We start from the raw sequence: 21,179 nt of genomic DNA, 5'->3' as shown, positions 1-21,179 counted from the left end.
TATCAATCCTTTTCTATCAAAATTAATTTATTCCTTAAATAATAGTATAAATGCGATAATCTATATCTTAAAAAAAATAATATTTTATAAATCAATAGTGTTAATAATGGGTTGTTTTGTTTAATCGACCACTTGAATATATTTGATAATTTATCATTTCTAGTTGAAATATCTAAATACTTATTTAGTTTTTCATTACTTATGATTACTTTTATAATTTCTAACTTATCACGGTTTGACAAATCACATTTTCGTCTAAATAAGTTAGTTAGTTCTGTAAAACGGTAATCAAAATGAATATTTGCTAAATAACGAATATTGTTCTTATTTGTATTGTTTTCATATAAAGTATCGATGGAATCTAAGCATTTTTCGACCATCTTAAACAAAGTTGGTTTATATGAATTCACTAATGATTCAATATCACGTCTAATATAATAATAATGAGATTCTTTAAGGGTCTTAAAAGAATGTATATGTAAAAAATAATTGCAATTAAAGACTAAATCTTCTCCTGTTGACATATCTGTAGGAAAACGGATTTGATGTTTATTTATTATTTCCAATAAATAAATTTTTGATATATCAACATTTAAAATACCTTCACTTTTAAACATTTCCAATAATTTAGATGTGTCTTTATTTTTTTTTATACAATTAGGAATTAAATTATTTATAATTGTTCCTTGTTTTTCATAAACAATTGAATATCCAGCACAATATAAATCATAATATTCTTTATCATTCAGTAAACTTGAAATATATTTTTCATCAACATAATCATCACTATCAACAAACATTATGTATTTAGAATTAGCATTATCTAGACCTAAATTTTTAGCTGTAGAAGTTCCTTTATTTTCTTTATTAAATACATATATATTTTGATGTTGCTTTTTATATGTATTACAAATATCTAATGAATGATCAAGACTACCATCATTTATTAAAAAAATACAATAATTTAAATTAGTTTGCTGATTTAATAAAGAATCTATACACTGGTTTAAATATGGTGCTGCATTATATATTGGGACAATAATCGTTAAATCATAATAATTCATTATTTTTCAACTCCTTAAATAGCATATAATCACATTTAGCAGAATATTCTAAACTATATTTTTTTATTGTTTCTATAGACTTTGCTCCCATATTATTCAAATCTACATTCATAACTTTAATAATTGCATTCATCATTTCATCAATATTTTCTGGGCAAACTATATAGCCATTCATTCCATTTTCTATCATTGCTTTTGCCGCTAGACATTTATTTGTTGCTATTATTGGCAATCCTTTTGCCATTGCTTCTCCTACAACAAGACCCCATACATCTTCTCTTGTCGGCAAAATAAATACATCACTAGCTTTATAATATTGATCTAATTGATCTCTGGAAATAAATTCAATGTGATGTATATGCTTGTTTTTTATCATCATATCTTTTAGATGTGAGTTATTACCAGAACCTATTATAAATAATTGAAATTCACCATGTATACCTTTGATTGCTTCTACTAGGCAATCAAACCCTTTTCTATAAATCAATTGACCTACAGATATCAATGTAAAAACATTTTCTATACCAAGATCCGTTCTGATTTTTAATTTTTCTTCTAAAGATAGAGGGGAATTTTCTATATCATTATCGCTAACATTAGAAAAATAATGTCTATAAATTATATTTTTATTGACACCATAATAATTTAAATAGCTGTCTGTATCTTGTGAAGTACTTAAATAGAAAGTTGCACCTTTGATAAAAAAAGTTTTAATCTTCTTTTTAAGAATGTTCTCTTTTTTTGGAATAAAACCTCCATCTATAGATAAACCATATTTTTTTTTTATTATTTTTAAAAATATAATTAATAATTGCTGGGCAAAAAAACCATATCCGTCAAGTAATAGAACATCATAATCTTCTTTTAGTATTTTCTTATAATCATATAACTTTTTTTTAAATATAGATGTTGATATATCTTCAGTTTGAGCTCTATAAGTATGATAGCTAATATATTCATTACTTATATTTTCTTCATATTCATTAAGATGATAAATTTTCACATCCATGTATTTTGCTAACTCATCCATCCATTTCATTCTAAATGGTGCTTCATTTTGAGATATAAATAATAATTTCAATATCATTCCCTCCCCCTTTTCATAATATAAAATATATCTCCTAAAATAGTACTTTTAGGATATGTTCTAGAAAATAAAAGAATTCCTAACAAAAATATAATATTCTTATTTTGTAAATACAGAATTCTTTTTCTTAAGATTTTTTCTCTTTTATAAATAATATTTTTATCTAGTGATAGACCATTACTACTTATAAAACTTCTTAATTGTACGTATTCTTTTAGTTCTTTTTCTTTTTGTTGGATTCTTGAGATAATCAACAAATCATTGGTCACTTCACCAACACCTGATGTATTCGATGTATGTATTCTATACTTACTGAGAATATCAGGAATAGCATAACAACCTTTTTGTTGTAATCCAATTAGATTAATTAATATATCATGCCCATATACATTATCTAAATTAAGAGATTCTAATTCTTTTTTAATATTTTTTTTAAAAGCTATTGAAAATCCAGGGTAGTTTGAATTATATAAATAAGATTGAAAGCTTAATTTTTCAATTTTCTTACTTCTTTTTGGAGATTTAATTCTATAATTTTCAATTTTTTTTGATTCTTTATCTATCATAGAATAATTGGCGTTTAATACCACACATTCAGGATATTGTTCAAAATACTTTATCATTATTTGAAATTTATTTTGTATGAAAACATCATCTTGATCTGATAAAAAAATAATATCCCCCCTTGTTAAATTAATAGCTTTAATAAAATTTTTAATAAATCCTAAAGAATAATTGTTTTTTACTAATTTCCATTTTTTTTCAAGATTATTTGATTGTATAAAATTCTCTATTAATGGAATTGTTTTATCAGTAGATCCATCATCACATATAATTACTTCATCTGGTTGTAAACTTTGGTTAATAATACTATTTAATTGTTCAATAATATATTTTTCACCATTATAAGTTGTCATAGCTACGGAAATCATAATTAACTACCTCTCAATAATCTATAGGATACATATGAGTTTATCTTAAGTAAAGAGACTAAAATTTTAATCTTTAAATTTGGATAATTCTTTAAATTGTTAGACAAGTTAGTCATATCAACAGTTTTTAAACCTTTTTTAAATGTATTATAATCAGCATTACGAGCCATACTATGAAGCCATCCCAATATATTTCTGTAATATGCCCATTTATAATATTGTATATATTTCGTATCATTATTACTAAGTAAAGTTATAGATTTATGAAGTTCCTCTTGAAATACTATTCCCTTTTCAATTCCAACTGATGTCATGATAGAATTTTTTCTTATTAAATATTTATAAGTAGTCGATTGTACTCTACCAATATTTTGTATAGTAGAGAAAAGCCTCCACATATACTCAGTGTCTTCGCCGTACTTTAATTTACTATTAAAATATAATTTATTTGATTTTAAATAATTATTATCAATTAATAAAGTACAGCAGTGTATTGCAGGCTTTCTTAATACAAAAAAATGAAATAATTCATCTTTTGAATAAACTTTTGTTTGAAATACTTTGCATTTGTTTCCATCTCTTTTATCTTCACTAGTTAATTCGAAATCAGAAAATACTACCTTTAAATTCTTTTTAATAATTAATGATACTAAATGACTGATATGTCCTTCATCAAGGATATCATCAGAATCTATAAAACAAATGTATTTTCCTGCACTTAAATCAATACCGCTATTTCTAGCACTAGAAAGACCTAAATTTTTTTGATTTATAAGTTTATATTTTCTATTATATTTGTTGATTACAGTTAGAGCTAACTCAATTGAGTTATCTTTTGTCCCATCATTAACCAAGATAATTTCTATATTTTGATATATTTGTTTGCATATTGATTTAATTGATTTTTCTATGAATTTTGAAGAATTATATATTGGTACAACAAGACTTACTAAAGGTTCCATTATTGTTATTTCCTCCAAACCACTTTATTAACAACATCTGTATATGACTGAATAAGTTTTACAACTTTATTGCTTACATCTTCTACATAATATGGTACAGGTATCCCTAAATCGTTATTCTTATTCATTTCTACCGCTAATTCAACAGCTTGCTCAACTCCACCTTCTGAAATTCCCGCTAATACAAAGCAAGCCTTATCCAATGCTTCTGGTCTTTCTGTGCTTGTTCTTATACAAATTGCTGGAAATGGGTGTCCTATTGATGTAAAGAATGAGGATTCTTCAGGTAATGTTCCACTATCACTGACTACTGCAAATGCATTCATTTGTAAGTTGTTGTAGTCATGGAATCCTAATGGCTCATGCACTCTTACTCTTTTATCTAGTTTGAAGTTTCTTTCTTCCAAAAATTTTTTACTTCTTGGATGGCATGAATATAATACTGGCATATTGTATATTTTTGCTAGTTTATTTATAGAGGTAAACAAATCAATAAAATTTTTTTCGGTATCAATATTTTCTTCTCTATGTGCACTCAACAAAATATAACCTTGTTTTTCTAATCCGAGTTTAATTAAAATATCTGATGTCTTAATCTGTTCTAAATTAGCCGTTAAAACTTCAGCCATAGGTGAGCCTGTTACATATGTTCTTTCTTTTGCTGTACCCTCAGCATTCAAATATCTTCTTGCATGTTCACTATAGCATAGATTTACATCAGCAATATGATCAATAATCTTTCTATTTGTTTCTTCAGGGAGACATTCATCAAAACATCTGTTTCCAGCTTCCATATGAAATATAGGAATGTGCAATCTCTTAGCGCTGATTGCACTTAGACAGCTATTTGTATCTCCTAATATCAATAATGCATCTGGTTTAACTTCAACCATTAGTCGGTAACTTTTGGCTATGATACTACCGATTGTTTCACCTAGGTCATTTCCAACTGAATTGAGGTAGTAATCAGGTTTTCTTAATCCCAAGTTTTCAAAAAAAACTTGATTTAAAAAATAATCATAATTTTGTCCTGTATGGACTAATATCTGATTAAAATATTTATCATTCTTTTTGATAACTTGTGAGAGTCTAATGATTTCGGGTCGGGTTCCAACAATTGTCATTAGTTTTAATTTTTTCATTTTTTATACCTCCTCAAAATATGTGTCCGGTTTTTCTGCATCAAATGGTTCATTTGCCCATATGATAGTTATCATATCTGTATCTCCAATATTTTCAATGTTATGTGTATAGCCAGTTGGAATATCTATAACTTCAAGTTTTTCTCCAGATACTTTATATTCAATGATTTTATCATCACCAATTTTTCTTAATTTGATAATTCCAGTTCCTTTAACAACTAAGAACTTTTCATTCTTTGTATGATGCCAGTGATTTCCCTTTGTAATATGTGGTTTTGATATATTGACGGATATCTGTCCATGTTCTTTTGTTCTTATAAATTCAGTGAATGAGCCTCTCCCATCAATATTCATTTTTAATGGATAACTAAATTCACCTTCTGGCAAATAGGAAAGATATGTTGCATATAGTTTCTTCACTACCTCGTGACTCTGATCTGGTATTGAAAGATTTCTTCGGCTTTTCTTGAATGAGTATAGTACATCTGCTATAAAACTTAATGAGACTTTGTAGACTGGAGATACTTCATAATATTCACCATTATAATTTGCATTACCTTTCATACATTCGATAATTTCATTAATGACATCATCTATATAGCATAATGGAAGAAGTGCATTTGAATTATTGATCTGTATGGCAATATTATTGGCAATGTTATAACACCAAGTAGCCACAACGCTATTATAATTTGGTCTACACCACTTCCCAAATAAATTGGCAAATCTATAGATATAAACAGGATTACCATTTTCTTTAGAAAATTTCTTTAAATAATCCTCCCCCTCTTTTTTGCTCTTTGCGTAATCAGTTTCATTTCCAACTTGTATGGAGGATGAAGCAATAATAGGACATTTGTTGTTGTTATTTTTTAAATACATGCAAAGAGTTTCAATAAATTCTTTATTTCCGGTATAAAACTCTTGAGAATTTTGAGGTCTATTGACGCCGACAAGATTAACTATATAATTACATTCTTTTGTAAATTTATCTAGGTCGCTTATTGAACTGTTTAAATCAAATAAAAAAATGTCTTCAACTAAGATATTTTTGCTGCTATCTTTATTTTCTTTTATGTTTTTTAACGTTTCAACTAGATTTTTACCTACAAATCCATTAGATCCTGTGACTAGTATTTTCATTTTATTTGTTTCTCCATTTTTCAAGTTCTTCTCTTACTAATGGAACTTCTAATAATTTATTCTTAACCGCTTCTACATCCATTAAATCTGTATTATTAGAATTAAACTGTTTTAATTGAGATTCTTTAATACCTTCTGAAAAATATTTGTCGTAATTCAAATTCCGCTTATCTGCCGGGACCCTATAAAAGTTTCCTAAATCAATGGCATTGGCACACTCTTCATCGGTAAGTAATGTTTCATACATCTTTTCACCATGTCTAATTCCAATAACTTTGATTTCATTATTAGCATTAAACAATTCCTTAAGCGCTTGTGCCAAAACCTCAATTGTACATGCTGGTGCTTTTTGCACAAAGATATCTCCGCTTGTTCCATTTTCAAAGGCAAATAAAACTAAATCAACAGCTTCCTCTAATGTCATGACAAATCTTGTCATTGTTGGTTCTGTTAATGTTAAATCATTTCCTTCTTTAATTTGGTTAATAAAAAGAGGTACTACGGAACCTCTTGAAGCTAATACGTTTCCATATCTTGTACACATAATACTTGTTTTTTTTGGATCAGCTGTTCTACTCTTAGCTACAATAACTTTTTCCATCATTGCTTTACTTGTGCCCATTGCGTTGACTGGATAAGCCGCTTTATCAGTTGATAGACAAACAACTTTTTCAACTCCACAATCAATGGCAGCAGTTAAAACATTATCTGTACCTAATACATTCGTCTTTACAGCTTCAATTGGGAAAAATTCGCAACTAGGTACTTGTTTTAATGCAGCAGCGTGATACACATAATCTACACCATACATAGCATTTTTAATTGAAGCTAAATCTCTGACATCTCCAATATAGAATTTTAACTTATGAAATGCTTCAGGATATTTTGATTGATATTCATGTCTCATATTATCCTGCTTTAATTCATCTCTACTAAATACTCTAATTTCTTTAATATCGGTTTCTAAAAAACGGTTTAATACTGCATTACCAAAAGATCCTGTTCCTCCAGTAATTAATAATATTTTGTTTTTGAATTGTCTCATTTTATTTTTTCTCCATAAAATTTTTCTATAATATCAACATTTTTTTCAACATCAAACTCATTAATAAAATATTTAAATCCATTTTTTCCTTTATTAATTTGATCTTCTTTTTTTTCACAAATGGATTTTATTAAGTTTATAACTTTATCAGCATCATGAGCTTCAATCCACCACCCGCAGTCGCTATTCAAAATCATATCCTTAATATCAGTATTTGTATCAGTTATTGCTAACACGGGTTTTTTTTGTCTTAAATAAAACTGAAATTTTGATGGAATATTTGGAATAGTAAATCTTGCATCTAAACTAATTAATCCAACATCAGCTTTTTTTAAAATTTCTTCATATTCATTAGAAGGTAGATACTCAATATATTGTAAATTATTTAATAAATATTTATTTTTAAATTTATTTATAATTGTTTGCTCAGTTCCTTTTCCAATTATTTTAAAATAAGCTTTTGGATAATCGGATAATTTCTTAATTACTTCTAATAAAAAGGGAATATTTTGCGGTTTCCCTAGATTTCCACCGAAAATAAAAACAGTTTTATCTGTATTAAATTCAGTATTTAAATCGCAATTAACTTTTATTGAATTATAAAAAATATTCACTTTATCTTTTCGAATTTCTGGATTGTGTTTTAATAAGTAATCTATATTTCCTTGGGACATACAACCTATAAAATCTGAGATTTCATAATATTTTTTTTCTTGATTTCTAAAATACTTATAAAGAAAACTCTTCTTCGAAAACATGTTTAAGTCTACTGCATTTTGAGGGAATATATCTTTTAACATTAAAAATGTTGTCGCTTTATATTTTTCTTTACAATATTTAATTACTCCATACAATGTAATAGGTGGCGTTGCATATAAAATCAAATCAAAATGATCTTCTTTCAGTTTTCTTTTAATAGCCTTTTTGAAATACGACTGAAGACGAATTTGATTAATTCCTTTTTTAATTAAATTAGCCTCAAATGTATTTCCTGTTTTTACATTTAGTATCTTATAATTATTTGAAATTACATCAATAAAATCTTCTTGCGTATTTGATTTTACAATTGTAACTAGATGTCCTCTATTTAATAACGAATCAACAAGGTTGTTATACAAATTATCACCTTGCTTATTAAATGCCATTGATAAGTATAAGATTTTCACCGAATCCCTCCGTCCATATTAAATTTTCCTTACTGGCATTCCTACATAAGTACCACTATTAAAAATATCTTTGATTACTACTGAACCAGCACCAAAGATACAATCTTCACAAATTTTTATATTATTTATAATGGAACTACCAATTCCTACCCATGTTCTTTTGCCAATTTCTACTGTTCCTGCAACATGGGCTCCAGGGGAAATATGAACATAGTTTTGAATTGTACAGTCATGATCAATTGTACATCCTGTATTTATAATACAGCCTTCTCCAATTTTACTTCCTGCATTGATAACACTGTTTGGCATTATTACTGTACCTTTTCCAACTTCTGTGTATTTAGAGACAAATGCACTCTCATGTATTAAAGTTACTAAATTACATCCCTTATCTTTAAGTTGGTTTTGAATTTTTTCTCTTACTGCGTTGTTGCCAATCGCTATGATAAAGTCGTACCCTTTTGAATCAAAATTTTCGATATCTTTAATTTTTCCAATTACTTTATAACCATTAATTTCTTTTTTGTAATCATCTAAAAAAGAAATATTTGTATATCCATTATTATAGGCAATATCAGCCACTACTTTTCCATGGCCTCCTGCACCAATGACAATTAATTCATTCATCCTTTGAACTCCTCCATTGTTACAGATGTATCACTTGAAATTCCTTCTTTAAACAATACAACTTTGATTGTCTTCAAAATAATCTTTACATCCATTATAAAACTTATATTGCTGACATACTCGACATCTAAATTAAATTTTTCTTCCCAACTAATACTGTTTCTACCATTAACTTGTGCATAACCAGTAAATCCTGGTCTTACATCATGACGATGCTTTTGTTTTTCATTATATAACAGCAAGTATTTCACTAAAAGTGGTCTAGGACCAACAATACTCATATCACCTTTTAAAATATTAAATAGTTCTGGTAGTTCATCTAATGACGTAGAACGAAGTTTTTTACCGAACGAAGTAAGACGCACCTCATCCGGCAACAAATTTCCTACTTCATCTCTTTCACTTGTCATACTTCTAAACTTATACATTTTAAATAGCTTTTCATCTTTTCCAGGTCTTTCTTGGCAAAAGATAACTGGACTTCCTAATTTTATTTTTACTAATATAGCAACGATAATAAGTACAGGACTTAATAATATAATAGCTATTAATGACAAGGTAAAATCTAAGAATCGTTTAAAAAAGCGTTGATACATTACTGAAAACACTCCTTTATAATTTCTATAATTTTATCTTGTTCTTCTTCTGTCATCTTATTATCAGATGGCAAACATAATCCTCTATCAAATATATCCATTCCTATATCTATTGATGATCCTTCTATATATGCATTTGTCTTCGCTCGACCATTCCCATTTCTTGTAATAAATGGATTCATTCTATAAATAGGCTGCATATGCATTGGTTTCCAAATCGGTCTTCCTTCTGCATTATACTTCGCTAACATTTCTAAGATTTCTGTTGGACATGATTTTCCTTTTTCACTGATATAAAGAGCTTCTGTTTCACTTCTGACTTGTTTACACATGGCTTCTTTATTAATAATCATACATGATAACCAGAAGTTTGGTTCTGAGTTATCTTTATCATATGAATTCATTTGAATTGGTAAATCTTTAAGTCCTTTTTTATATCTTTCATAAATAGCTTTCTTTTGTGCAATATGTTCCTCTAAATATGGAAGCTGTCCTCTTACAACACCCGCAATAACATTAGACATTCTATAGTTATATCCTAGTTCTTCATGTTGATACCATGGTGCATTCTCTCTCGACTGTGTTGACCATTTTCTTACTTTATTCGCTGCTTCTTTATCATTAGTCAACAACATTCCCCCTGATGAACCAGTAATAATTTTATTGCCATTGAATGAAATAGCACTGTAATCACCAAATGTTCCTGTTTGTACCCCTTTATAAGTTGCACCTAGTGATTCAGCAGCATCTTCAATGATTATAGCATTGTACTTATCACATATAGCTTTGATTTCATCAATCTTACATGGTGTTCCATAAAGATGAACAAGAACAACAACCTTAACTTCAGGGTATAATAAAAAAGCTTTTTCTAAAGCTATAGGGTCCATATTCCATGTATCGTATTCTGTATCTATGAAAATGGGGATACCCCCTTCATAAACAACAGGATTCACAGTTGCAGCAAATGTCATATCAGAACAAAATACATAATCTCCAGGTTTTACCCCTGCCAATTTTACAGCTAAATGTAACGATGAAGTCCCTGAGGATAAAGCAACAGAGTATTTACATCCTACTTTTTCACATATCAATCTTTCTACCTCATCAATATTTTTACCTACTGTAGACATCCAGTTACTTTCATAAGCTTCAGTAATATACTTTAGTTCATCCTCATGCATTGTTGGGCTAGATAGCCAAACCTTATTTTCAAACTTATCCATCTTTTCATCTCCCTCTATTTTTTATAAAATAAAAGCAAGAAGCTAGTTCTTGCTGATGATTTCTAAACCGACTTTTGCCGTCGTCTCTTCATTAAATAAGTTCACTTGTATATAGGCCATTCGCTTATGTCGATCTATCTTCTGAATCATTCCTTCTTTGCCTTTTAACGGCCCCTTTGTGACATAGATTCTCTCGCCTTCAATATATCCCATCGACATCTCCACAATATGATCTTCCTTTGAAAAACTCACCAGAAAATCCACTTCCTCTTCTTTTAAAGGATAGATCTCTTCTTTCTTCTTTCCAATCACCTTAGTAAAGTCAGGAATCTTCTTTAATTCATTGAACAGTTCTTCGATATGATCACTGATCAAAAACACATATCCTTTAAACAAGATCTGCTTCACTTGATGCCATTGACCATGATACTTCTTTTGCACATAATACTCAGGAATAAAACATTCCTGCAAGATGTCTTGACCAATCAAGCTGCGACACTTATCGGCAATTTCTTTTTCATGACCGCTTCTGACCTGAATAACATACCAATTCATGGGGTTCCTCCTAAAAAAGAGTAGGCTTCGCCTATCGAACCTAAAGCTTAAGTTCAATCCATGACACTATGACCCTGTCTATGACAAGACGTGACAATGCAACGATCTCCTCTTTCAACATTCCTATATACCAGATAACTGTCAATTATCCTTTATTGATAGAGAAGAATCGAAGCAGAGTAGGGGCGTAAAAAACAAAAAAACTTCTCACCGTTAGGCAAGAAGCTTTACTATATTATAATAAATGAATTTTATGTTCAGCACATAAGCGCATTGTTTCCTCATCCCACAAAGAGGCCTGCACTTCACCGATATGTGCCTTTCTCAAAAAGAACATACATAAACGACTTTGACCAATACCTCCGCCAATACTTAAAGGCAAAACATTATTGATCACATTTTGATGATAGGGGAGAGTCAAACGGTCATTTTCATCCGCTTTTTCCAGCTGTTCTTTTAAAGCTTTAGAATCCACACGAATCCCCATGCTTGATATTTCCAAGGCATCATCTAATTGTGTATTATAAACAAGAATATCCCCATTCAAAGCCCAATCATCGTAATCAGGCGCACGTCCATCATGTTTTTTACCAGAATTTAATCGATCTCCAATCTGTAAAATACATACTGCTTTTTGTTCTTTAGTGATTGCTTTTTCTCTCTCTTTAGAAGTCAAATCAGGATAGCGATCTTCTAATTCCTGAGAAGTAATAAAATAGATTTCATCAGGCAAAATCGACTCACCAAGCTGTGGATAGTGACGGATCATCAAAAACTCCACATCCAATAAAGCATTATAGATCTTAGATACGATTGCTTTAAAGTAATCTAAGTGACGATCTTCAGAGGAAATCACCATTTCCCAATCCCATTGATCCACATACATTGAATGAATATTATCCAATTCTTCATCTTTTCTAATCGCATTCATATCTGTATATAAACCTGTATGTCTTTCAAATCCATAGCGATGTAAAGCATCTCTTTTCCACTTAGCTAGGGAATGGATAATTTCAATTTCATCATCATGATTCAATTCAAACGATTTAAAAGAAACCGGTTTTTCATTTCCACTTAAATTATCGTTTAATCCGGTATTCTTTAATAGAAATAGTGGTGCAGAAACACGGGTTAAACGTAATTGTTCAGCCAATCTTCTTTCAAAAGTATCTTTAATCATCTTAATAGCGACTTCTGTCTCTATTAAATTCAAGTAAGCTTTATAGTTTTCTGGTACAATCATTTTGCTCATAATATTCTCCCCCTATATTTTTTACTATTATAATCTATATATTAGAATAGGTCAAAATATAATGAAATTTCTCTTTTATATTTCCTTAATTCATAACTATACTTAATCATAATGAAATATTAAATAATGGAAACCCAAAGCTACTCAAGTGTTATTAAATGTGCTAAAATTGTAATAACAGGGGGATATTATGAAAATAACTAAAAAACGAATTATACTAAGTATACTGTCAATCTCTTTTATCATATTTTGTTTTGTCACTTTATTGCCACACGATAAATCTATTAAAATGAATTTGAATGGACAAGAAAGAAATGTTACAGCTGTAAAGAGTGAAAATAATAACTCAGAAGATAAATTTCAAAATTTTTATTCATTTTCAGTGAAAATAAACGAGGAAGTCATATCTCTTCCGACGAGTTTAAATGATTTTATGGCAGCAGGATGGGAGCCAACAAAAGAAATTATAGATGATACATTTAATTTTGTCCCAATCGAACATACTGATTTTGTTAAAGAGGGGATTCCGCTCTTTGTCTTTATCGATGCAACAGAAGATTATCCGCTATTAATGGATAAGTACTATGTGTCCACTGTTTTTATTGATCGAGAGACATATGCAGATTATAATGTGGAATTACCTAAAGGGATTCAATTAGGAAGCTCTAATAAAAAAGATATTATTAAGGCTTACGGAGATCCGGATGATACGTGGGATTATGATAATACCTCTAAAGAAATGTTTTATAAGTATGATAAGGATCAAATGATTATACTAACATTGGATGAACAGGATATATTAGAAGAGATTGTCTTATCATATGAACAGCCAAAAGAAAAAGTGAATTTTGCATCACTGCCTGATGATCAAGAACCTTTAACTGAATTATCTAGTGCATTAAGTGGCGATATGTTTATGGTGGATGGTTATGTATACCATTTACCTGATAAAGTCTCAGAACTTATAAATCAAGGGTGGATGCCTGAAACAGAAGAAAATGACATATCTGAAATTGACGAGGGATCTGTGATTACTTTTGTGAAAGGGGATAATAGTTTTACCGCGGATGTTAGAAATCCAAAAGACCAACCTACAAGTTTGGAAAACTGTTATTTTGTAAATGTTTCATTTGATCCAGAACGATGTGATAACTTTGCTTTTACAGGGGGGATTAATGAAAAGACAACGCTGGCAGATTTGAGACAATTTGAAAGTCAATACCAAGTTAAGGAAGTCCATTTAGATCTTGATGAGGATTTGTTTGTTTCTTACTGTATAAAAACAGGAACAGCGTCACAAATGGAATTTGTATTTGACTATATCGGCGATGGGCATATAGCCTCATTTCGTCTAACGAATTTTCCAAAATAAAGAGCTGTAATATATTAAAAAATTAAACCCCCTATATATGATTATTTATTTAATCCTATATAGGGGGCTTTTATATAAAAATAATCTTTATCATGAAGTCCATCTTGTTAAGTGGTTAAGCAGACTTTAAATACTACAATAAATATCATAAGAAACAACGATGCTCGAGAAGGGGATCAATATATTAATATTCATCTATATGCTAATAAAAAAGCGCATATCTAAATAAGATATATGCACCCAACCCTTTTGTAGTTACTAGATATAAATTTATAAAGATATATTATTATAAATTCTTTATGACATCAAATTCAGGAGTATATTCTAATCCATAAACAGCATCACTATAATGATCATAATCGGGATCTTTGTTGCTCCATATCAAACCTAAACCTATCGTTGTTCCAATATAAGTAATACGATGAAATATGAAATGTCCAAAAGGACACGTTTCTGGAATCTTTCCGGTTAGAGTGTAACGCCTTTTTCCGTCCTCTAATAGAATGGAAGTGAATTTGACCCCGTCATCCTTATCTTCAAACGCTGCTTTTTCTTGTTGTTCATTAAAAAAGGAAATGACCATATGTTTCAATTCAATATTAGTTGTAAGAGATATCTCAATCTCATCACCAACGCTGAACTCATTTTTATTCATCATTTCAAGGTCAAAATATAAATCCGTTATTCGTTTTTCTCCTTTTCAATACAGATTTTAAGGCTTTGGTATATAATCAATAACAGTGCCTTTTTTACTTAGTAATCGTTCAATACTATAGATCATTCAGAATATAATACCACCTAATATCTTACAGCAATATGCCCACTAATTTTATGCTTATTTTTAATATGTTACCTTATGTTATAAATAAACGTATATCGATCTATGTTAGCCTTACTTTAACGATCTCAGGAATATTATACATTCTTGGGGGAACTTTATGTTCATGTGTTCCCAAGCCTCTTGAAACTAAGAGAGTAATCCCGTTGATATTGTGATAACCACTTAAATAATCGGAAAATAAACCAAGATGAGTCGAATAGAACCCACCAATGAAAGGAAGGCGAATTTGTCCGCCATGTTCATGACCGCTCACAACTAAATCGATTGGCCAACGTGCATCTTCATCATTATCAATGAAACTTTCTGGGCGGTGACTCATAAGCAAAGTAAAAGAATCTGTGTTTGAATAATCTTGAAGAAATTGATAACTCCCTTTTTGAAGGTATTGTTCTTGCGGTACTTGTAAATTATTGTAAGCATAATCATATAACCCACCGATGCGAAGATGCTGATTCTTAACCGTGATATCCACGTAATCCTGATCTAAATAAATTCCGCCGGCTTCATCTACAAGGGATTTTAAATCTTCTTTTTTAGTAGAAATATAAGAAGCTTCATGATTCCCGATTGTATAATATACCGGAGCTATTTCCTTTAAATCACTTACCATGTTTTTCAGGTAGTCCGCATTTTTTTCATAAAAGTTAATAATATCACCATCAAGTAAAATAATATCCGGGTGTTCATTTTTAACTTTTTGAGTCAGATCCTTATTTCCCTCACCGAAATTATGGGCGTGGGCATCTGAAATGACTAGGATATCTATAGGGGTGTCAATTTTATCACTTGGATATTCATAAGTAGTTACTTCAATAAAATTCTTTGAAGCATAAATCGTAGACCCCGTATAAAAAAGCAAACAGATTAAAAAAATTCCGCTGTATATTAGTATATGTTTTAATATTTTTCGTTTTTTCTTCATAATGTCACCCTCTTAACTTAAATGATATCATAAATCGAAACTATAAAAAAGGAGTAATTATTTTTCAATACTTATTATGGGACTTTGTGATTACTTGTTTAAACAGATAAATATTCTTTTAAACAAAGATAAATCCTTATAAAAAAACTGATCTTATAGTTTCTCCAGTATTGCTTTGTTTGGAAAGTTCTATATCGATCAGTATTTTATCACTCTATATTAATGTTCACTATATCAATTCTTTGGGATCTGCATATGGTAAATCTAGGGCTTCACTGACCCCTTTAAATGTGATTTTTCCTTTGCATGTATTCAATCCGGATAACAATCCCTCATCTTCTTTTAATGCGGCGATTCCTTTATCCGCTAATTTGAGCAGGTAAGGCAACGTTGCATTTGATAATGCCATCGTTGAGGTTCTTGGCACGGCTCCCGGCATATTTGCAACAGAATAGTGCATCACGCCAAATCTTTCAAAATATGGGTCATCATGGGTTGTCGTATGATCCATCGTTTCAATGCACCCACCTTGATCAATGGCTACATCCACAATGGCGCTGCCTTTCTTCATTGTCTGCACCATATCTTCCGTAATAATTTTCGGTGTTTTTGCTCCCGGTACAAGAACGGCACCAATGACTAGATCTGCGGTTTTTAAAGCACGACGCAAATTATATTCATTGTTGTAGGCAGTATGAATTGTCCCGCCGGATATATCATCAATATACCCCATACGACTTGCATTGATGTCAAAGATTGTCACGATAGCACCAAGTCCGCAGGCAATTTTTGCCGCATTAAGACCAACAGTTCCTCCACCAATGATAACAACTTCAGCCGGGAACACGCCGGGAACACCGCCTAATAAAAGACCTCTTCCGTTGTTGTTTTTCTGCAGCATAGTGGCTCCTACCTGAACTGCCATACGCCCGGCTACTTCACTCATCGGAGTGAGCAACGGCAATCCGCCATTTGCATCTCTGACTGTTTCATAAGCAATGGAGGTAGTGTTAGAATCCAATAATGCTTTGGCAAAATCTGCATTATTGGCAATATGTAAATAAGTAAACACCATTTGATCTTCACGCAAATAATGATATTCGCTTGGCAAATATTCTTTTACTTTCACAATCAATTCTGCATTGGCAAATACTTCATCCACTGAAACGATTTTAGCTCCAGCCTCTAAATATTCTTCATCTTCAAAACCACTGCCAATTCCGGCAGATGTTTCCACATAAACAGTATGTCCTGCTTTACATAAAGCAAAAACACCTGCTGGTGTACAAGAAACTCGATTTTCATTGTTTTTTATTTCTTTTGGGATTCCAATCTTCATTGTAGATCACACTCCTTTTGATAAGTGTAATTATATCATTAATATAGGAATAATTTCAATGAACCCAATAATTTTTTTGCTTTATTAAGACATATCTGAAAAAATTAAAGAGATAATTCACTTTTCTTCGATTTATTCTAATAGAGAGAAGAGGGAGCTCATTGCGTCAGGTAAAATATTATGGTAAAATTTAATAAGAAATATAAATCGCATATTCAAATGTATCGAAACTTTATTACATTACTGAAAAAGCAAGAAAATCATGAGGATTGAATTATGAGAAGTAAACGACTGTCAAAAATTATATCCATTATTGTTGTTATGTCTCTTTTAGGAATCAGTGGCTGCAGTGAACGGGATTCTTTTTCCTATGAAGTTCAAGAATCCGGTGTAAAAGATGCAGAGATAAACTTAACTTTCTACGGCTTTAAATATGAACCGCTCAATGTTCAGGCAATTGAAAGATCACTCTACAGTTATATGAATGAACATGAGGGAATCTCAATATCGTATGAGAGTGTTAAAGGAATTGCTTATTATGATATTTTAAATAAACGCATTAATACCCATAATGGGGATGATATCTTTATGGTAGATCAAGCAACCTTATTAGAATTTAAGAATAAAAATGTACTTGCTGACTTATCTGATTTGTCTACGATTGATAATTTCAATACGCTTGTTAAGAGTCAGATGGAAATCGGTGGGGAACTGAATTATGTACCGACCTCTATTTCAGCCTTTGGACTTTATTGTAATGAAGATTTACTAAAGGCACATCATCAAAAAATCCCCACGAACTTAAATGAGTTCAAAGAAGTGTGTGATTATTTTGTTGAGCAGGGAATTACACCGATTGTGGCAAATAATGATATTTCTTTAAAAACGATTGTGATTGCTAAAGGGATGTATTCGGTTTACCAAAGTCATAACAGTAAAGCAGAAATAGAAAAGTTTAATTCGGGAGAAAACGATTTAGCCGAGACCTTGCGTCCCGGATTTGAATTAGTAGAAACAATGCTTCAACGTGGCTATATTAATAAGGAAGAGGCACAGCATGTCGAAAAAACGAAAGAGGATTTAGAGATCTTCGCTAAAGGGGAACAACCATTTATGCTGACGGGGGCATGGGCGGCTTTGCGACTGCGTGATTTGGAACCTGATTTTTCCTTTACCATTCAGCCTTATCCGATTATGGAGGATGGCTGTGCAATGGTAATCAATGTGGATACAAGAATCAGTGTGAATGCCCATAGTCCTTATTTAAAAGAGGCAAAGGAATTTGTAGAATACTTGACGCAAAAAGATGTAATGTGGGATTTTGTGAATAGTATGAGTTCATTTAGTCCGTTAGAAGATGAAAGAGCATCGGAAGATAAGGCGATTAAGGATCTGAGCCCTTATATGACAAACGGCAGAAGTGTATTGGGAGCAGATGATAATCTTGATTATCCGATTTGGAATCTTACACGTGTGTGTATTGAAAGAATGTTGTCCGGTCAATCCAGCGATGAAGTCGTTGCGTATTTAAGTGAACAAATAAAACAATATAGGGAAGAGGCGGTATGATATGAAGATGAAAACAAAATCTGTTTTTATCATTTTATCGATTCTTTCTGCAATTGGAATTTTGGCAGCATCGTTTACGTTCATTCAGAATGTGAAACTATTGCTTTGGGATAAATCGGTGACCGATATTTTAGAAGTGACCGAGCAGGGACAACATGCATTAGATACGTTCATCGATAAAGATTACGATACACTTCATTTGTTTGCCGGAGAGTTAAGCGGAGTGGATTCTACAGATACGGAAGCTATTCAACGTATATTGAATGTATTTGATGATGAAACAACTTCCTTTTTCTGTGTCAATTTAGGGACTGGGAAGGTCTATTCGGATACTTTTGGTGATCAGATAGTCAATGAAGCACGACGACAGGAATTTCTGGAAATGGAACCTAATGGTATTCGAGAACCTTTTTATGATGGATATACCGGTGTTCGTTCCATAGGCGTTTACGAACAGTTTAACTTTGCAGACGGAACACATGGGTTAGTCCAGAAAACAAGGTCCGTCAAATCTATTCGAGAGAATTTTACGTTATCTTTTTATAATAATACAGGATTTTCCTATATCATTAATTTAGATGGTGAAGTCTTGATTCGTTCTTTACATAAAAACAGTAATCGTACCATTCAGAATTTGTTTGATATGATTAATATGGAAGGGAATAATGAGGAATTAAGCTCTAATGTAAAAGAACAGCTCGCATTAAAACGCTCCGGAGCTTCTCAATTTTTCTATAAAGGGGAAGACTATATCTTTACTTATGTTCCTATGGAAAATGGAAATAACTGGTATGTGGTATCGATCATTCCGAGTCAAGTTGTGATGAAACAGGCGAATACGATTATTAATCAAACGATGAGATTATGTATATTTATCATGATATGTTTGGCAGTATTAGGTTATTTCTATCATCAAACATCTAAAAAACAAAAGAAAGAGATTGAAAAACTAGCGTTTTATGATCAGTTGACGGGACTTTATCGTTATGAGAAGTTTTTGATAGATGGAGCGGATCGATTGAGTGGGGATACCAATAACATCGCTGTTTTCTATATTGATATTCAAGGCTTTAAATTATTAAATGATATTGAGGGATATGCATATGGAGATACTGTGTTGAAGTATATGGCGGATGTATTACGTCAAATTTCGCATTCCAAAGATATCAGCTGCCGTATATCAGGAGATGACTTCTTATTGATGGTCGAGTACAAGAACAGAGACGATATCCCAAAATTATGCCAAGAAATTATTGAGCAGGCAGAAAAAGGATTTGACCAAGAAAGAAAATTTAAAGTACGCATAGGAATTTGTCTGCTAGAAGAAGCGAAAAAAACCAATATCAATGGTTTGATCGACAGAGCTAAGATGGCGCAGGCAGGGGTTAAAGAAGATTCCGGCGTATCTTATCAGTTTTATAATAAAACCATGCGTGAAACATTATTGCGAGATGCACAGATGGAGCAGAATATGATACAGGCATTAAATAACGGAGAGTTTATTTATATGATTCAGCCTAAATATTCATTGGATGGAAAAAAGATTCTTGGGGGTGAGGCGTTGGTTCGCTGGCAAAAGCCAGATGGGCAGTTCATTAGTCCTGGGGAATTTATTCCTTTGTTTGAACGTAATGGCTTTATTCGTCAGTTAGATGAATATGTCTTTACAAAAGTATGTGAGGATCTCCATGATCGTATTCAAAAGAAACAAAAGATCGTACCAATATCTGTCAATGTATCCCGTGTACATTTATATTGGGATAACTTTGCGGATCGCTATAATGCGATTAAGAATAAATATCAGATTCCGGATCAGCTAATTGAATTGGAACTTACAGAAAGTATCCTTTTAGAAAATACAAAAGAAATCTTTAGTATTTTGGATCAGCTTAAGAAATACGGTTTCTTATGTTCAATCGATGATTTTGGATCCGGATATTCTTCTCTTAATACGTTGAAGGATCTGCCGGTAGACATTGTGAAATTAGATAAAGTATTCTTTGATCAAAGTGAGCATCAAGAACGTAAGATCGTGATACTAAAGAGTATGATCGATATGGCAAAACAGCTCTATATGAAGGTAGTAGCTGAAGGAATAGAAGAAGATGAACAATTGGAAATGCTGAAAAATACAGGTTGTGATATGGTTCAGGGATTTATCTATTCAAAACCATGTATCATTGAGGATTTCTATCAGCATTTAGAAAAATAAAGCATCGTTTATGTTGGATAATATACCGACCTCTAATCATTAGATGTCAAGTCTAACTTTAGAGGTATCTTATATCCAATATTAGATGCTTTTTATCTTATCTAAATAATAATAAAAAAACACAGAA

General features: G+C 31.0%; 19 protein-coding genes. 3 read left to right on the top strand and 16 right to left on the bottom strand.

Going from position 1 to position 21,179, the window contains the following annotated elements; translation table 11 throughout:
* Positions 1 to 2: 2 nt before the first annotated feature.
* The 13 genes from BN1225_RS10240 to asnA all read right to left on the bottom strand — a co-directional run bounded on the left by BN1225_RS10240 (position 3) and on the right by asnA (position 12,797).
* Positions 3 to 1,064 carry a glycosyltransferase family 2 protein gene (locus BN1225_RS10240; protein WP_041139748.1) on the bottom strand — a complete coding sequence of 354 codons (1,062 nt, stop codon included), beginning with the start codon at positions 1,062 to 1,064 and terminating at the stop codon, positions 3 to 5.
* Positions 1,051 to 2,145: a glycosyltransferase gene (locus tag BN1225_RS10235; protein ID WP_187117550.1), complete on the bottom strand. Its 1,095-nt coding sequence runs from the start codon at positions 2,143 to 2,145 to the stop codon at positions 1,051 to 1,053. Before BN1225_RS10235 ends, BN1225_RS10240 begins: the two co-directional genes overlap by 14 nt.
* A gap of 2 nt (positions 2,146 to 2,147) precedes the next feature.
* Positions 2,148 to 3,083: a glycosyltransferase gene (locus BN1225_RS10230; RefSeq protein ID WP_041139746.1), complete on the bottom strand. Its 936-nt coding sequence runs from the start codon at positions 3,081 to 3,083 to the stop codon at positions 2,148 to 2,150.
* Between the two features lie 2 nt (positions 3,084 to 3,085).
* Positions 3,086 to 4,045, bottom strand: a complete 960-nt coding sequence (locus BN1225_RS10225; protein ID WP_041139745.1) for a glycosyltransferase family 2 protein — start codon at positions 4,043 to 4,045, stop codon at positions 3,086 to 3,088.
* Positions 4,046 to 4,050: 5 nt separating this feature from the next.
* The gene (wecB, locus tag BN1225_RS10220) at positions 4,051 to 5,187 is read right to left on the bottom strand and encodes a non-hydrolyzing UDP-N-acetylglucosamine 2-epimerase (protein WP_041139744.1); all 1,137 of its coding nucleotides are present in this window, start codon (positions 5,185 to 5,187) and stop codon (positions 4,051 to 4,053) included.
* Positions 5,188 to 5,190: 3 nt separating this feature from the next.
* Positions 5,191 to 6,354 (bottom strand): polysaccharide biosynthesis C-terminal domain-containing protein, encoded by a 1,164-nt coding sequence (locus BN1225_RS10215; RefSeq protein ID WP_317621637.1) that lies wholly within the window; start codon positions 6,352 to 6,354, stop codon positions 5,191 to 5,193.
* Entirely contained in the window at positions 6,332 to 7,375 is a 1,044-nt protein-coding gene (locus BN1225_RS10210) for a polysaccharide biosynthesis protein (protein WP_074434815.1), read from the bottom strand. Before BN1225_RS10210 ends, BN1225_RS10215 begins: the two co-directional genes overlap by 23 nt.
* The gene (locus BN1225_RS10205; protein ID WP_147585206.1) at positions 7,372 to 8,520 is read right to left on the bottom strand and encodes a glycosyltransferase family 4 protein; all 1,149 of its coding nucleotides are present in this window, start codon (positions 8,518 to 8,520) and stop codon (positions 7,372 to 7,374) included. The genes BN1225_RS10210 and BN1225_RS10205 overlap by 4 nt, the downstream gene beginning before the upstream one ends.
* A gap of 39 nt (positions 8,521 to 8,559) precedes the next feature.
* Positions 8,560 to 9,168 carry an acetyltransferase gene (locus tag BN1225_RS10200; protein WP_041139742.1) on the bottom strand — a complete coding sequence of 203 codons (609 nt, stop codon included), beginning with the start codon at positions 9,166 to 9,168 and terminating at the stop codon, positions 8,560 to 8,562.
* The gene (locus BN1225_RS10195; RefSeq protein ID WP_041139741.1) at positions 9,165 to 9,764 is read right to left on the bottom strand and encodes a sugar transferase; all 600 of its coding nucleotides are present in this window, start codon (positions 9,762 to 9,764) and stop codon (positions 9,165 to 9,167) included. Before BN1225_RS10195 ends, BN1225_RS10200 begins: the two co-directional genes overlap by 4 nt.
* Positions 9,764 to 10,990 carry a DegT/DnrJ/EryC1/StrS family aminotransferase gene (locus BN1225_RS10190; protein WP_041139740.1) on the bottom strand — a complete coding sequence of 409 codons (1,227 nt, stop codon included), beginning with the start codon at positions 10,988 to 10,990 and terminating at the stop codon, positions 9,764 to 9,766. Before BN1225_RS10190 ends, BN1225_RS10195 begins: the two co-directional genes overlap by 1 nt.
* A 42-nt stretch (positions 10,991 to 11,032) precedes the next feature.
* Positions 11,033 to 11,545 (bottom strand): antiterminator LoaP, encoded by a 513-nt coding sequence (gene loaP / locus BN1225_RS10185; protein WP_041139739.1) that lies wholly within the window; start codon positions 11,543 to 11,545, stop codon positions 11,033 to 11,035.
* 235 nt (positions 11,546 to 11,780) lie between these two features.
* Positions 11,781 to 12,797, bottom strand: a complete 1,017-nt coding sequence (gene asnA / locus BN1225_RS10180; protein ID WP_041139738.1) for an aspartate--ammonia ligase — start codon at positions 12,795 to 12,797, stop codon at positions 11,781 to 11,783.
* 190 nt (positions 12,798 to 12,987) lie between these two features.
* Here asnA and BN1225_RS10175 point away from each other — a divergent pair, with 190 nt between their 5' ends.
* Positions 12,988 to 14,169, top strand: coding sequence for a hypothetical protein (locus tag BN1225_RS10175; protein ID WP_041139737.1), 1,182 nt, complete (start codon positions 12,988 to 12,990; stop codon positions 14,167 to 14,169).
* A 286-nt stretch (positions 14,170 to 14,455) separates the two neighbouring features.
* Here the strand turns inward: BN1225_RS10175 and BN1225_RS10170 are convergent, their stop codons facing one another.
* The 3 genes from BN1225_RS10170 to ald form a co-directional block, all read right to left on the bottom strand.
* The gene (locus tag BN1225_RS10170) at positions 14,456 to 14,827 is read right to left on the bottom strand and encodes a hypothetical protein (RefSeq protein ID WP_041139736.1); all 372 of its coding nucleotides are present in this window, start codon (positions 14,825 to 14,827) and stop codon (positions 14,456 to 14,458) included.
* A gap of 223 nt (positions 14,828 to 15,050) precedes the next feature.
* On the bottom strand, positions 15,051 to 15,932 hold the full coding sequence (locus BN1225_RS10165) for a metallophosphoesterase (protein ID WP_041139735.1): 882 nt from the start codon (positions 15,930 to 15,932) through the stop codon (positions 15,051 to 15,053).
* Positions 15,933 to 16,161: 229 nt separating this feature from the next.
* Positions 16,162 to 17,271: an alanine dehydrogenase gene (gene ald / locus BN1225_RS10160; protein ID WP_041139734.1), complete on the bottom strand. Its 1,110-nt coding sequence runs from the start codon at positions 17,269 to 17,271 to the stop codon at positions 16,162 to 16,164.
* Between the two features lie 276 nt (positions 17,272 to 17,547).
* Between ald and BN1225_RS10155 the strand changes: the two genes are divergently transcribed.
* Positions 17,548 to 18,840 carry an ABC transporter substrate-binding protein gene (locus BN1225_RS10155; protein WP_041139733.1) on the top strand — a complete coding sequence of 431 codons (1,293 nt, stop codon included), beginning with the start codon at positions 17,548 to 17,550 and terminating at the stop codon, positions 18,838 to 18,840.
* 1 nt (position 18,841) lies between these two features.
* Positions 18,842 to 21,052, top strand: coding sequence for a bifunctional diguanylate cyclase/phosphodiesterase (locus BN1225_RS10150; RefSeq protein ID WP_041139732.1), 2,211 nt, complete (start codon positions 18,842 to 18,844; stop codon positions 21,050 to 21,052).
* Positions 21,053 to 21,179: the final 127 nt, after the last annotated feature.

It is taken from the genome of Beduini massiliensis (assembly GCF_000829905.1).
Taxonomy (GTDB): domain Bacteria; phylum Bacillota_I; class Bacilli_A; order Erysipelotrichales; family Coprobacillaceae; genus Beduini; species Beduini massiliensis.
This window is presented reverse-complemented; position numbering and strand designations above follow the sequence as displayed.